The organism is Pseudomonas frederiksbergensis, assembly GCF_003732275.1.
In the GTDB taxonomy this organism is placed as follows: domain Bacteria; phylum Pseudomonadota; class Gammaproteobacteria; order Pseudomonadales; family Pseudomonadaceae; genus Aquipseudomonas; species Aquipseudomonas frederiksbergensis_H.
In genome coordinates this window covers 1-12,467 of record NZ_MOBM01000024.1, presented here as the reverse complement: position 1 = coordinate 12,467, position 12,467 = coordinate 1, and the positions used below count along the sequence as shown (strand labels likewise).

The window sequence follows — 12,467 nt, the reverse complement described above, 5'->3', positions numbered from 1 at the left end:
CCAGGGAGACTCACCATGAAAAAGTCTGCATTGAACCACCGAGCCGTATCACCGCATCGGAGCCTGCTCGCTCGATCCGTTCTGGCGATCGCATTGATGCAAGCGGGTGTCCTGAGCATTGCGTCATCGCCGGTCTACGCCGCTGATGTGCCGGCGGGAAAAATCGACGCCATTGCGCCGGGTAGCAATGTTTCCTTCGGGCCGTTGAAACACGTCAAGGCCGGATTGCTGGATGTTGAGTATGCAGAAGTCGGCCCGGCTGACGGTCCTGTGGTAATCCTGCTACACGGCTGGCCGTACGATATTCACAGCTACATCGACGTCGCACCGGCGCTGGCGCAGAAGGGTTATCGCGTATTGATTCCCTATGCTCGCGGTTATGGCGATACACGTTTCCTTTCTGCCAAGACGATCCGCAATGGTCAGCCCTCCGCGTTGGCGACCGACCTGATCGACTTCATGGATGCGCTGCAGATCAAACAAGCCGTACTCGGCGGCTATGACTGGGGTGCGCGCACGGCTGATATCGTCGCGGCCCTTTGGCCTGAACGGGTCAAGGCACTGGTTGCGGTGAGCGGTTACCTGATCGGCAGCCAGGACGCCGGAAAGGCACCGTTGCCGCCCGCCGCCGAATTGCAGTGGTGGTACCAGTTCTACTTCGCGACAGAGCGTGGCCGTCTGGGCTACGAGAAAAACACCCACGACTTTGCCAAATTGATCTGGAAGCTGGCCTCGCCGCAGTGGAATTTCGACGACGCGACCTATGATCGCAGCGCCGCTGCTTTGCAGAATCCGGATCACGTTGCTGTGTCGATTTTCAACTATCGCTGGCGCCTGGGGCTGGTCAAGGGCGAGGCCAAATACGACGCGCTGGAGAAGAAACTCGCAGCCTCTCCACCCATCAGTGTGCCCACCATCACTATGGAGGGCGACGCCAACGGCGCACCGCATCCACCTGCCGAGGCATACGCCAAGCGTTTCACTGGCAAGTATGAGTACCGGTTGATCAGCGGTGGTGTCGGCCACAACTTACCGCAAGAAGCGCCGCAAGCCTTCGCCCAGGCCGTGATCGATGCCGATCACCTCTGAGAATCGCTGAAGGGATGGCAACGATGAAGCTCAAATATCTGGCAGTGATGTCGGCTGCCATTGCAACCGCAGCCGTGACCGCCACCGGTGTCGCCCAGGGCGACGCCGATAATGGCGACGCTTCACCGATTTATGGCGTGAAGTTGCCTGAAAACTACCGTCTATGGCCGCTGATCGCGCCGGCGCAGGAAGCGGCACCTTTGGACGAGCTGAGAGCCGTGGTGGGCAATGACCTGGCCATCAAGGCTTATCAGAATTCAACGCTGCCATTCCCTGACGGCACGGTTCTGGTAAAGCTTGCCTGGAAACATGTTCAGTCCCCGGAATTCGAGCCGGCATCCATCCCGGGTGCAGCCACGACCGTGCAGGTCATGGTCAAGGACTCGAAGAAATATGCAACAACCGGAGGCTGGGGGTTCGGTCGGTTTATCAACGGTAAACCGGCCGATGAAGCTCAGCATCAAACCTGTTTTGCCTGTCACCAGGCGCGAGTGCGCAATCACGATTTTGTCTTCACTCTCTTCGCCCCTTAATTTCCCGTCAAACCCGGAGTTTGCAATGAAAAAAGTATTGGCCGCGCTGGCCGTCGCCGTCAGCCTGAGTATGGGTACACACGCCTGGGCACAAACTGAAAAGCCCACGATCGTCCTCGTCCACGGCGCCTTTGCCGATGCGTCGAGTTGGAATGGGGTGGTGAAGATTCTCGAGAAAGATGGTTACCCGGTGGTTGCCGCCGCCAACCCACTGCGCGGCGTAAAAAGCGATGGCACGGCAATCTCGGCATTGCTGACGAGTATTCATTCGCCTGTAGTACTGGTCGGCCATTCCTATGGCGGCAACGTCATCAGTGATGCGGCCAACGATCATGCCAACGTCAAAGCGCTGGTTTATGTCAGTGCGTTTGCACCCGAGGCCGGGGAAACCGTTGCCGGGCTGGCTGGCAAATTCCCGGGCAGCACGCTGGGTCCAACCCTGGCTGCGCCTGTACCGCTGGCCGATGGCGGCAAGGACTTGTACATCCAGCAGGACAAGTTTCACGACCAGTTCGCCGCTGACGTCCCCACGAAAGAGGCGGCGTTGATGGCCGCCACCCAGCGCCCGGTGACGGAAGCGGCGCTCAACGAACAGTCCGGCACACCCGCCTGGAAGCATATTCCGTCCTGGTACATCTATGGCGACAAGGACAAGAACATCCCGCCGCAAGCCATGGACTTCATGGCCAAGCGCGCCGCCGCCAAAGGTGTGAAGGTCGTCAAGGGCGCGTCCCATGTCGTGATGGTTTCGAACCCGGGACCGGTTGCGCGCCTGATCGAAAAAGCCGCCACGGCGAAGTAATGCCCATCGGCGTGCGGATGCGCGCTTCGAATGAACCTCAGTGGAAGGTAAGAAAATGAGCAGCAACTCACAACGTTTTATCGGCAGGACTGCCTTGATCACCGGTGGCTCGCGCGGCATCGGTGCTGCAATTGTTCGTCGACTGGCTGTGGAGGGCGCCGCAGTGGCCTTCACTTACTCGGCATCCGATGTGAAGGCCGAGGCGCTGGTTGCCGATATCCGGGCACATGGGGGCAGGGCGCTGGCGATCAAGGCCGATAGCCGGATCGCAGAGGATATCGAGCGTGCCGTCGGCACCGCGGTAGAGCATTTCGGTGCGCTGAATATCCTGGTGAACAATGCCGGAATTCTGGGGCTCGGGTCAGTAGACGAGTTCAGTGTCGAGGCGCTCGACAACATGTACGCGGTAAACGTACGCGCTGCTTATGTGGTGATTCAGGCCTGTTCCAGAGTCATGAGTCGCGGTGATCGTATCATCACCATCGGGAGTGTCGCCGGCGCGCGTAGCGGTTTTCCCGGGACCAGCGCCTACTCGATGACCAAGGCCGCGCTGGTCGGTTTGGTGCGCGGTCTGGCCCTGGATTTCGCCGCACGCGGCATTACTGTCAACAACATACAGCCCGGTCCGACGGCGACCGACATGAACCCGGCCGATGCGCCTTATCTGGATCATGTGATCAAACTGGTGCCGCTGGGTCGGCTCGGCACCGCTGACGAGATCGCTGGAATGGCGGCGTACCTTGCCAGTGACGATGCTTCGTTTGTCACCGGCGCGAGCCTGACGGTCGACGGCGGATATCTAGCCTGAACCCGGCTGTCTTGCGGTATTGCCCTGGTCAGTCGTTGGACACTTGTAGATAGGGCCGTGCAACGTGTTTGAGTCGTGCCGTGATGCCGGGCACCAGGAGCAATACCGCGAACAACAGCGCTCCGAGTGCCTCGATCAGGTAACCGATGGACAGTGTGAATACGGCAGAATTTCCCGTCGGTCATGCAGGAGGGTTGAGAATGTTAATTACAGCAATCAATACCGTCGAAATCGATGCTGCACCCGGGCGAGTGGGTGAAGTCTGCTCGATACTCCCTCAGATTGTTCGCGCGCTCCTTAGCAACTCAGGGTGTATGGGATACGCGATTACCGATAATCGTCGGGCAAAAAACTCTTGGATCGTCAGCGGTTACTGGGAATCGGAAAGTCTGATGCGTGCACATTTTGATCATCCGCAACTGGCCGGGTTTATGGATATGTTGAAAGCTGGCATGGCAAGTCGGATTAAATTCAATAGCTTTATTATCAATCCCGCTGAAGATCAACGTCGCGTTTTTCATGGGTGATCAGAATTGCCGGAAGCGAACATCGGCAAGCGCTGCAGCATCCAGTTGAGCAGTTCTTGAGCGGGCGCCGCCAGCGGGCGTCCGGATTTCACCAACAGTTTCGCCTCGACCCCCTGGAACAGTGGATGGTCGACGGCTACGGCCGCGAGACTGCCTTGTGCGATTTCCCGATAGGCCGCCACCTCGCCCAGCAGCGAAGCAAACTCGCCGTATGCAACAAGGCGCTTGAGGGCGGCCAATGAGTTGCTGACCAGAGCTGGACGGATTTCTATCTTTTCGGCGTACTCGAGCATTTTCAGCGCATGACCGATGCCGAAGGTGGTTGGCGTCAGCACCAGTTGGCAGTCGAGCAAATCAGCGACGGTTGCCATTGCCCCTTTCAAGGCCAATGGATGGTCCGGGCGAACCAACAGCATCACGGGTTGCCTGGACGTCGCTCGATAGTCGATGTGAGGGTGGGGAGGAGGGTTGTAGGCCAGGCCGATATGCGCGCGATTTTCTGCAATCTCGTTGAGGACGTCGTCAACGGGCAGGATGTCCAGCCTGATATCGAGCTTGGGATACTGTTTGCAGAACGGCGCGAGGACGTGGTCGACCAGTGTATCGACGTAGCCCTCACTGATGACGACCCGCACGTGTCCCAACTGTAGACCCTTGATCGCCTGGAGCTGGTCTTCAAGCTTTTCCTGGTGCGATCGGTAGCCCCGCCAGAACTCCAGCAGGTGCGCGGCAGCCTCGGTGGGCTGAACGCCACGGGCCTGGCGTTCAAACAGCCGGGTGCCCAGTTCTTCTTCCAGCAGTTTGATCTGACGCGTGATCACTGACGGGGAAGTGTTAATACTGTCCGCCGCGCCCCGGATCGATCCGTGGGTCAGCACCTCATGAAAATACCGCAAGCGTTGCTGGTTGATTTCGCGCACGAGTGTTTCCTTTTGGATTCTGCGTTGCTCGCAGGGCAACGGTACACGAACATAGTTGCTCTTGCTGCTGTTTACGCCGTCGGCGCAACATCTTTCCCCACGTCAGACCAACAAGAAAAACTGGAGACTCGCATGTTGACCATCGTGACGCCCGCAGACAGTGCCGCCCTCGCAACGTTGTACCGCAAGCTCAATTGGCGCCTGTTGCCACTCCTGTTCGTTTGCTACGTATTCGCCTATCTGGATCGAATCAACGTCGGCTTTGCCAAACTGCAGATGCAAAACGACCTGGGGCTGTCCGACGCCGCTTACGGTGTCGGCGCAGGCGTTTTTTTTCTGGGGTATGTGCTGTTCGAGCTACCCAGCAACCTGATGCTGCCTCGAGTGGGAGCGCGAAAAACCTTCAGTCGCATTCTGGTGTTATGGGGCATCACATCGGCCTGCATGCTATTCGTGCGCGACGTGCCAACGTTCTACGCCATGCGGTTTCTGCTCGGTGTTTTCGAAGCCGGTTTCGCACCGGGGATGATCTATTACCTGTCGTGCTGGTACGGCCCGAAAAGAATGGCCCGGGCCATTGCGATCGTGTTCATCGCAGGTCCAGCGGGCGGAATTATTGGCGGTCCGCTTTCGGCGTGGCTGATTTCCACGTTTGAGGGCGTGGGTGGCCTCGCAGGTTGGCAATGGATGTTCCTGATTGAAGGTTTTCCCTGCGTCTTGCTCGGTGTGTTTGCTTATTTTTACCTTTGCAACCATCCCGCCGAAGCTCGCTGGCTGAGCGTCGAGGAAAAGCAAATGCTGCAGCGTGAGCTGGGGGCGTCCCCGGGAGGGACACACTCGTTCAGAGCGGTGTTGCGCGATCGCAGGATCTACATCCTGGCGTGCGCCTATTTCTGCATCATTTTTTCGATCTACGCCATGAGTTTCTGGCTCCCGGCGATCCTTAAAGCGCAAGGCATCCACGACATGATGCAGTTGGGTTGGTACGCCGCGATTCCCTATGTGGCAGCGGCAGCCGGCATGTACTGGATCGGGCGCAGCTCCGACCGTTTCGGCGAGCGCCGCTACCACTGCGCGGTCCCGGCAGGCGTCGGGGCACTACTGATACTTTTGTATCCTGTTGCCGATGGGAACCTGATGTTATCAATGGTTCTGCTGACGCTGGCGATCGCCATGATGTTCATGGCCTACACGGTCTTGTGGGCAATGCCCTCTGAACTCATCAAGGGCGAAGCGGCAGCGGGCGGCATCGCTCTGATCAATACCATCGGTCTGTGCGGCGGCTTCTGGGGCCCGGCCGTGATCGGATGGGCAAAAACATCAACAGCAAGCATGAACCCTGGCATCGTCGCTGTCGGCTGCGTGTTTCTGTGCGCCGCGTTCGTGATCATCGCGAGCAAACCGCTGGCGCATCGCGACCGGGTCTTGGATGCACCGCAGATTGATCGGGCGCTTTGAACTTCACACCCATCGTGTTCCGCAAGGAACCTTTCCAAAGAGAGAACGCAGATGCTTTTACATCTATCGACCTGGGCCGAAATCGCAAAATTTCTCGAGCGCAGCCGTACCATCGTCATCCCGATCGGTTCCAACGAGCAGCACGGGCCTACCGGACTGCTGGGGACGGACTGGATGTGCCCCGAAATCATCGCCCATCAGGCGCAGGAGTCAGCGGATATCCTGATTGCCCCGACCTTCAATATCGGCATGGCGCAGCATCATCTTGGCTTCCCTGGAACGATCACGCTCAGGCCTTCGACATTCATCGCCGCCATCGGTGACTGGACTCGCTCGCTAGCTGCCCACGGCTTTGAAAAAATCTTTTTCCTCAATGGCCATGGCGGCAACATCGCGTCGATCGAAGCGGCGTTTTCGGAACTCTACGCCGAAGCGAGTTTCGCACGTCGCTCGGCGGGTTTTGCCTTGAAGCTGTGCAACTGGTGGGATCTGGAAGGGATCAATGACTTGGCGAAAGACCAGTTCCCGACAGGACACGGCATTCATGCAACGCCTTCGGAAATTGCCGTGACCCAGTGGGCCTATCCGCACGCCATCAAATCGGCTGAATACTCGCCACAGATCGCCAATTGGGGGCCCATTCGAGAGGCTGCCGATTTCCGTGCTCGTCATCCGGATGGCCGCATGGGATCGGATCCCGCGCAAGCGTCACCGGAAAAAGGCCGTCAACTGGTGATGATGGCAGCTCAAGGCCTGGTGCAGGAGGTGCAAGCCTTCAGCCGTGAGCCGATGCCGGGCTGAACCGCGGGATTATTATTGGACCTGGCCAACGCCTGGGCATACCGGGTGTTGGTGCTCATCGCGGTAAAGCGCAATCGATCAGGTACGCCACGATGTGGAAGATCAATCATAGTTACATTGATGGAGCATTCGTTCCCGTTCAGGGAAATGAAACGGTGCAATGCATCAACCCGGCGACCGAGGCGGTCATCGGTACGGTCACCTTGGCTGATCGTGAAGATGCCCGGCACGCCATCGCGGCGGCTTCGCGTGCTCAAGTCGCGATGGGCCGCACCTCCAAGGGCGAGCGTATCGACATGCTCAAGCAGTTGCAGGCTGCGGTGCTGGCGAGCACGGATGAAATTCGCGATACCGCCATCGAGGAGTACGGGGCACCGTTCGCCCGTGCGCAATGGGTCAGTCGCTACGCTTCGCAGTCGTTTGCCAATGCGGCGCAGGTGTTGAAAGACTACGACCTGATTCGTTCGGTCGGCGACGCTACCGTGGTGATGGAGCCGGTTGGAGTAGCGGCGCTGATTGCCCCCTGGAACAGCACCGCCGGGACAATATGCAGCAAACTGGCATCGGCCATTGCGGCCGGCTGTGCCTCAGTCATCAAACCAAGCGAGTTGAGTCCCTTGCAAACCGATGTGCTCGCCCAAGCGTTGCATCGCGCAGATTTGCCCAAAGGGGTTTTCAACATTCTATTGGGGCGCGGCAGTGATGTCGGTGACGAAATCAGTACCAGTCCACACATTGCGAAAATTTCATTCACCGGGTCCACCGCCACCGGGAAGCTCATTGCTCGCGCCGGTATCGAGACCATGAAGCGAGTGAGTCTGTCGCTCACGGGGAAGTCGGCCTCCATCGTCCTTGATGACGCCGATCTCGACACCGCCATTTCCCTGGCACTGAATGCGGCGTTCATGAACAACGGTCAGGCGTGTGTCGCCGGCACGCGTCTGCTGGTGCCGCACACACACGCTGAGGAGATCATCGACCGTGTGAAAAGCCTGATCGGAGCGATGGTCGTCGGCGATCCGCAGGATCCGGCCACCGTTATCGGGCCTCTGGTCAGTCAGGCGCAATTCGACCGCGTACAAGGTTTCATCCGCCGCGGGCAGGCGCAAGGCGCGGCGCTGATTACCGGCGGGGAGGGCAGGCCGATCGGCCTGGACAAGGGCTATTTCGTAAGGCCAACGGTCTTTGCCGACGTCAGCGGTGACATGGACATTGCGCAAGAGGAGATTTTCGGCCCGGTGCTGTCGATCATTGCGTATGACTCGCAAGAACAAGCGATTGATATTGCCAACGCCAGTGTCTACGGCTTGCAGGCCTATGTATTTTCCCGGCAACCGGAACGCGCCCGAAGCCTGGCGGCCCGGCTGCAGGCCGGCTCGGTGTTGATCAACAGAATCGCGCCAGAGCTGCTTGCGCCGTTCGGCGGGGTCAAACAGTCCGGTGTCGGCCGGGAGTTCGGCGTCTTTGGGCTGGAATCGTTTCTTGAGGCCAAAAGTATTGTGTCGGATTAGCCTGGGTTTGGCGGGATATTGTGTTCGCGTCTGGTGTTTCGAATAGCCAATGATTGCGAGGCAGAAGCAGGCGGTTTCCTTTGCCTCTGCTTCTGCTGAAGGTGTTGAGCATAGAGCGGAAAATCAGGCGAGTGTGATGCTCACAGGGATGTTGGCGCGCGTGGCTTTTGAGTAGGGGCAGTTCTGGTTTGCCGCTTTAATAAGTTGCAAAGCGGTGTCCGACTCGATGTCAGGCAACGATACGACCAGGCGGGCTTGCAGAGTAAAACCCTGTTCGCCATGGATCAGGTCGACTTGGGCATCGACACCGGCCATCACTGGAAAAGCGATCCTGCGAGCATTGCAGGCATGGCGCAGAGAACCGAGAAAGCAGGCTGACCAGCAGACTGCGAACAATTGCTCCGGGTTTGTGCCTATTCCGGGCGCGCCGGGTGGAGAAAGCTTGAGGTCAAGTCGTCCATCATGGCTGCGGCCGGTGCCCTCTCGACCTCCTGTTGTGTAGGTATGACCGGTGTAGAGGGTTTTTTCGATATTGATCATGAGTACTTCCTGGCGTTGATAACGCGGCGTCGAAAGATCGAATCACGTGACTTGCATGGCTTGCTGGCAGTTGCGCACCGCCACACCTGCAAGAGCGTCGAAAACGGCTTCTGAGCCCGAGTTGCCCAGTAGAGTTGATCGTGCGATATCGAGAACCCACGCCCGGAACGGTAGGGTCGGGTCATAACCTGGCTGTCCAAGGTAGAGCGCCTTGAAAGCTTCCTGAACCAGGCCCGCTGTGGCTCCACGCTTGATTCGCCCGGCCTGCACTTGGCCTTCATAGAAGGCGATGAGTAAGGGTGTCACTGCCGCAAAGAGTTGTTGTGACTCACGCCTGTCACGCCTGACGACACCCGCCATTAAGGCGTGCAATTCGTCGTTCCCAAGCCGCTCAGCTGTGCTAAGGCAACTCACGCGATAACCTTCGGCCATGATCGGATCCCTCTACGTCATCTGTTCAACTGATCAAGCAACCGGGGAATTGGAGGTTGCCAAAGTTTGAGTGCTGCAGCTCGAGCATGACGTCACAGGATGAGACTTACCAGTTATGCGGTGTTAGCGCTTAATAGTAGAAACGTTGGGTGGCCATAGTTGTGAGGGTGGGGGACAACAACATCGTATCTGCTATGTCCACTCATCATCCCAACGCACTCTTCACAAAAGCATCAACGCTTTTTCCGCTTATAGATAATCGGACTCGGTTTAGACAATGCGACGTTAGGAGTGCGCACCTTTTGGTATGTAGACGCCATGAGGCTGAACGGCAAAAAAGGCAGATGCAGCGGCAACATATTGCCGCCTTAATTAACGATTTGTATCGGCGCCTGCGCTGTTCTTGGAAAAAAAACGAGCTGGAAGTATTTGAACCTGAGGTTTAACGTAACTTGCGTCTGTATGGCACATTTTTTGCTATTTTCGAAATGCAATATTTATATAATTTTTCTATATAAGGAGTTCCTCATGATAATCGGAAGCCGCGACCTCTCTGTGGCGTCTTGGAACAAGACCGCCATTCATACGAATATGTTACAAAAGGATTCGCTTTTTAACTTGGCATCACCCGTCCAATCCTCTCAGTCTGGATTTTCTGGAGTCAGCAAAACCGAGACTTCGACGGCGGACTCGGATGATAAGAAGGACTTCGACGAGGCTTTTGCGAAGATGATGGTAAATTTGAGGAAGGCATCATCCAAATCCGAGGGCGCTGAGGGTACAGACGCGGCCCCGTTGCCCATTGCAACAGTTCATAATCATGACGCCACATTTTCCGCAAACAGTAATGACGTAGCAGGCAATGAACTGGCTACGAGTCCTTACCAATCCCCACCCTCATCCGAAAAAACCGCGTCGGAATTATTCACGGATTACATGAACCAATCAGATGCCGAAAAGCTTAGAGAGCAATTGACGGGCGTGAGTAAGGAGGAATATGAAAAAATGTCTCCCGAAGAGCAAGCTTCCCTAGACAAAAGAGTCGAGGAGTTGACCAAGGAAAAAGCCAGCGCGGAACAACAAGCGATCAAGGCGAAGATTGATATGGTGAAGGCTGAATTGGCTTAAAAGTTGATGCCCAGTAATGAGGGCAGGAAGAGAACCTGCCCTCATTCTGCGAAGTTGAAGGGAGTTTTGCTAACTATTGCAAGTACTGTCCGAACAGGGGGCGGTGTCACTATGCGCTGTTGCGCATAACGTTATTTTAAACTTGTCAAAAATATTCCCGCCGACACCACTCAGCGCTAGGACTGTGATGGGATTAACAATAGCTTTCCGGTGGTGCTCCTGCTTTCCATATCCAAATGTGCCTTGGCCGCGTCCGCTAATGGGTACTGTGCGCCGATCCTGATATCGAGTTTTCCGGCCAGGATCATGTCGAAAAGTTTGGCGGAATGGTTGCGCAATAACTCTGGCGTACGTACGTGATCCATAAAGGTGGCGTAACCGATCTTTATGCTCTTGGGAAGGCTCATAAGTTCTATCGGGCCCGGTGCACCAAGAACCGGACCGAACCAACAGAAAGTCCCTGATATCCGGAGCGAATCGAGAGACCCTTGGAATGTCTTCGGACCAGAGCCGTCATAAACCACATGTACACCTTGACCGCCCGAAAGTCGGATAACTTCCTCGGCAAAATTGCCCTCCGTGTCGACGATCACATGGTCGGCACCCGATTGTTTTGCAATTGCAATTTTGTCGGGTGAAGAGACCCGTCCAATGACATGCCCACCTTTAAGCTTGATCATTTGAGTCAGCAGCAAACCGAGGCCACCCGATGCTGCATGCACCAAAGCAATGTCACCTGGTTGGACCGAATAGAAATCTGACGTGAAGTGGCTGGCTGTCAGTCCCTGCATCATCACCGAAGCGGCGGTTCGATCATCTATTCCTTCTGGGATGGTCACAAGCGAGGAAGCCGGGCAAACGATTTTTTCCGAATAACTACCAGGCACGTAGACCCATGCGACGCGCTGTCCGGGTGAAACCCCTGTTACTCCTTCTCCGACAGATAAAACCCGGCCGGCTCCTTCGACTCCAAGGCGCTTGGGGTTTGGCACATCCCGCCAGACACTTCCTTGTCTGGCGCCAATGTCCATGAAGTTGACCCCGGCTGCACTGACCTCTACGAGTACCTGGCCAGCATCGGGAGTAGGGGTCGGAAAACTGACATATTCAATTACTTCGGAGCCACCCGGTTGGACCATGACAATAGCTTTCATATATGCACCTGTTTTGTTGAACGATCATTCCAGAATTGGGTAAAAAAAGGCTCATTTCAGAGCCTTAAGCGTGAGGTGAGAAAGAGCGATCAGTTCGGTCTGGCTCGCCCCACCCCGTGCAGCGATTCGAATCGCCGCCACGTTTGCCAGCAGGAAACCGGCTGCATAATCCGGATCAAGATCATTTGACAGATCGCCAACATTCTTCGCCTCGCGGATACTTTTCACTAATTCGGTGCGTAAAGCTCGACCAGATGGCTCGCGTATTTGATTCAGATCTTCTTCGTTACTGCCGAACTCAACAATCGAACCGATGCCAAGGCAAGGGCAATTGGCTTGCGCGACTACTCGTTCAAGCATTTTCTCCAGGCCTTCCATAGCCCTAGGACTCCCTCGCAACAACGCGATATGAGCCGCCGTTTCTGAGGCTCCGTATTTTTTTAGTGCAGAGCAGTACAGCTGCCATTTGCCGTCGAACGTGTCGTAAAGACTCTGTTTACCGATTTTCATCGTAGTCGTCAGCATCTGCGTGGATGACCCCGCAAAGCCATGCTCGCGGAAAACCTCGACTGCCGCGTCAAGCGCTACTTCTATATCGAATTCTTTAGATCTGGCCATGGCGAAACCATAAATATATTGGAATGATCAGTCAATAATAATTTTTAGGGTGTGGCAGCCGTGGCGAACTGGTAGAGCGCCACAAATCCCTTGAGGTTTGTATCGATGTGTATTACCAGGCGGCTCTGATACGTATCGATTTAAAC

General features: G+C 56.3%; 14 protein-coding genes. 9 read left to right on the top strand and 5 right to left on the bottom strand.

Annotation, left to right across the window (positions count from 1 at the left end):
* The first annotated feature begins 15 nt into the window (after positions 1-15).
* From BK662_RS18645 to BK662_RS18625, 5 genes are all read left to right on the top strand, one after another.
* On the top strand, positions 16-1,089 hold the full coding sequence (locus BK662_RS18645) for an alpha/beta fold hydrolase (RefSeq protein WP_123359265.1): 1,074 nt from the start codon (positions 16-18) through the stop codon (positions 1,087-1,089).
* 23 nt (positions 1,090-1,112) lie between these two features.
* Positions 1,113-1,622 carry a cytochrome P460 family protein gene (locus BK662_RS18640; RefSeq protein ID WP_123359264.1) on the top strand — a complete coding sequence of 170 codons (510 nt, stop codon included), beginning with the start codon at positions 1,113-1,115 and terminating at the stop codon, positions 1,620-1,622.
* 25 nt (positions 1,623-1,647) lie between these two features.
* Positions 1,648-2,424: an alpha/beta fold hydrolase gene (locus BK662_RS18635; protein ID WP_123359263.1), complete on the top strand. Its 777-nt coding sequence runs from the start codon at positions 1,648-1,650 to the stop codon at positions 2,422-2,424.
* Positions 2,425-2,479: 55 nt separating this feature from the next.
* Positions 2,480-3,232, top strand: a complete 753-nt coding sequence (locus BK662_RS18630; protein ID WP_123359262.1) for a 3-oxoacyl-ACP reductase family protein — start codon at positions 2,480-2,482, stop codon at positions 3,230-3,232.
* Between the two features lie 200 nt (positions 3,233-3,432).
* Complete coding sequence (locus BK662_RS18625) at positions 3,433-3,759, top strand: putative quinol monooxygenase (protein WP_185047155.1); 327 nt, start codon at positions 3,433-3,435, stop codon at positions 3,757-3,759.
* Here BK662_RS18625 and BK662_RS18620 read toward each other — a convergent pair.
* Positions 3,750-4,679 (bottom strand): LysR family transcriptional regulator, encoded by a 930-nt coding sequence (locus BK662_RS18620; RefSeq protein ID WP_123359260.1) that lies wholly within the window; start codon positions 4,677-4,679, stop codon positions 3,750-3,752. The genes BK662_RS18625 and BK662_RS18620 overlap by 10 nt on opposite strands.
* Positions 4,680-4,811: 132 nt before the next feature.
* Between BK662_RS18620 and BK662_RS18615 the strand changes: the two genes are divergently transcribed.
* The 3 genes from BK662_RS18615 (at position 4,812) to BK662_RS18605 (ending at position 8,449) form a co-directional block, all read left to right on the top strand.
* Entirely contained in the window at positions 4,812-6,137 is a 1,326-nt protein-coding gene (locus BK662_RS18615; RefSeq protein ID WP_123359259.1) for an MFS transporter, read from the top strand.
* Positions 6,138-6,188: 51 nt separating this feature from the next.
* Positions 6,189-6,938, top strand: a complete 750-nt coding sequence (locus tag BK662_RS18610; RefSeq protein ID WP_123359258.1) for a creatininase family protein — start codon at positions 6,189-6,191, stop codon at positions 6,936-6,938.
* A 92-nt stretch (positions 6,939-7,030) separates the two neighbouring features.
* On the top strand, positions 7,031-8,449 hold the full coding sequence (locus BK662_RS18605; protein ID WP_123359257.1) for an aldehyde dehydrogenase family protein: 1,419 nt from the start codon (positions 7,031-7,033) through the stop codon (positions 8,447-8,449).
* A 123-nt stretch (positions 8,450-8,572) separates the two neighbouring features.
* Here BK662_RS18605 and BK662_RS18600 read toward each other — a convergent pair whose 3' ends face one another.
* Together BK662_RS18600 and BK662_RS18595 are read right to left on the bottom strand one after the other, a co-directional pair.
* Complete coding sequence (locus BK662_RS18600) at positions 8,573-8,989, bottom strand: Ohr family peroxiredoxin (protein ID WP_123359256.1); 417 nt, start codon at positions 8,987-8,989, stop codon at positions 8,573-8,575.
* A 42-nt stretch (positions 8,990-9,031) separates the two neighbouring features.
* Positions 9,032-9,421 (bottom strand): hypothetical protein, encoded by a 390-nt coding sequence (locus tag BK662_RS18595; RefSeq protein ID WP_123359255.1) that lies wholly within the window; start codon positions 9,419-9,421, stop codon positions 9,032-9,034.
* A gap of 528 nt (positions 9,422-9,949) precedes the next feature.
* Between BK662_RS18595 and BK662_RS18590 the strand changes: the two genes are divergently transcribed.
* Positions 9,950-10,549, top strand: coding sequence for a hypothetical protein (locus BK662_RS18590; protein WP_123359254.1), 600 nt, complete (start codon positions 9,950-9,952; stop codon positions 10,547-10,549).
* Positions 10,550-10,725: 176 nt separating this feature from the next.
* Here the strand turns inward: BK662_RS18590 and BK662_RS18585 are convergent, their stop codons facing one another.
* Both BK662_RS18585 and BK662_RS18580 read right to left on the bottom strand, forming a co-directional pair.
* Positions 10,726-11,703 (bottom strand): quinone oxidoreductase family protein, encoded by a 978-nt coding sequence (locus BK662_RS18585; RefSeq protein ID WP_123359253.1) that lies wholly within the window; start codon positions 11,701-11,703, stop codon positions 10,726-10,728.
* A gap of 51 nt (positions 11,704-11,754) precedes the next feature.
* A complete protein-coding gene (locus tag BK662_RS18580; protein ID WP_123359252.1) occupies positions 11,755-12,321 on the bottom strand; it encodes a TetR/AcrR family transcriptional regulator in 567 nt (188 codons plus the stop codon).
* Between the last annotated feature and the right edge of the window lie 146 nt (positions 12,322-12,467).

Excerpts from the sequence above, each read along its gene's own strand:
- BK662_RS18610 (WP_123359258.1), top strand. The coding sequence starts at position 6,189 with ATGCTTTTACATCTATCGACCTGGGCCGAAATCGCAAAATTTCTCGAG.
- BK662_RS18595 (WP_123359255.1), bottom strand. The coding sequence starts at position 9,421 with ATGGCCGAAGGTTATCGCGTGAGTTGCCTTAGCACAGCTGAGCGGCTT.
- BK662_RS18590 (WP_123359254.1), top strand. The coding sequence starts at position 9,950 with ATGATAATCGGAAGCCGCGACCTCTCTGTGGCGTCTTGGAACAAGACC.
- BK662_RS18585 (WP_123359253.1), bottom strand. The coding sequence starts at position 11,703 with ATGAAAGCTATTGTCATGGTCCAACCGGGTGGCTCCGAAGTAATTGAA.
- BK662_RS18615 (WP_123359259.1), top strand. The coding sequence starts at position 4,812 with ATGTTGACCATCGTGACGCCCGCAGACAGTGCCGCCCTCGCAACGTTG.
- BK662_RS18645 (WP_123359265.1), top strand. The coding sequence starts at position 16 with ATGAAAAAGTCTGCATTGAACCACCGAGCCGTATCACCGCATCGGAGC.
- BK662_RS18580 (WP_123359252.1), bottom strand. The coding sequence starts at position 12,321 with ATGGCCAGATCTAAAGAATTCGATATAGAAGTAGCGCTTGACGCGGCA.
- BK662_RS18600 (WP_123359256.1), bottom strand. The coding sequence starts at position 8,989 with ATGATCAATATCGAAAAAACCCTCTACACCGGTCATACCTACACAACA.
- BK662_RS18630 (WP_123359262.1), top strand. The coding sequence starts at position 2,480 with ATGAGCAGCAACTCACAACGTTTTATCGGCAGGACTGCCTTGATCACC.
- BK662_RS18640 (WP_123359264.1), top strand. The coding sequence starts at position 1,113 with ATGAAGCTCAAATATCTGGCAGTGATGTCGGCTGCCATTGCAACCGCA.
- BK662_RS18625 (WP_185047155.1), top strand. The coding sequence starts at position 3,433 with ATGTTAATTACAGCAATCAATACCGTCGAAATCGATGCTGCACCCGGG.
- BK662_RS18605 (WP_123359257.1), top strand. The coding sequence starts at position 7,031 with ATGTGGAAGATCAATCATAGTTACATTGATGGAGCATTCGTTCCCGTT.
- BK662_RS18635 (WP_123359263.1), top strand. The coding sequence starts at position 1,648 with ATGAAAAAAGTATTGGCCGCGCTGGCCGTCGCCGTCAGCCTGAGTATG.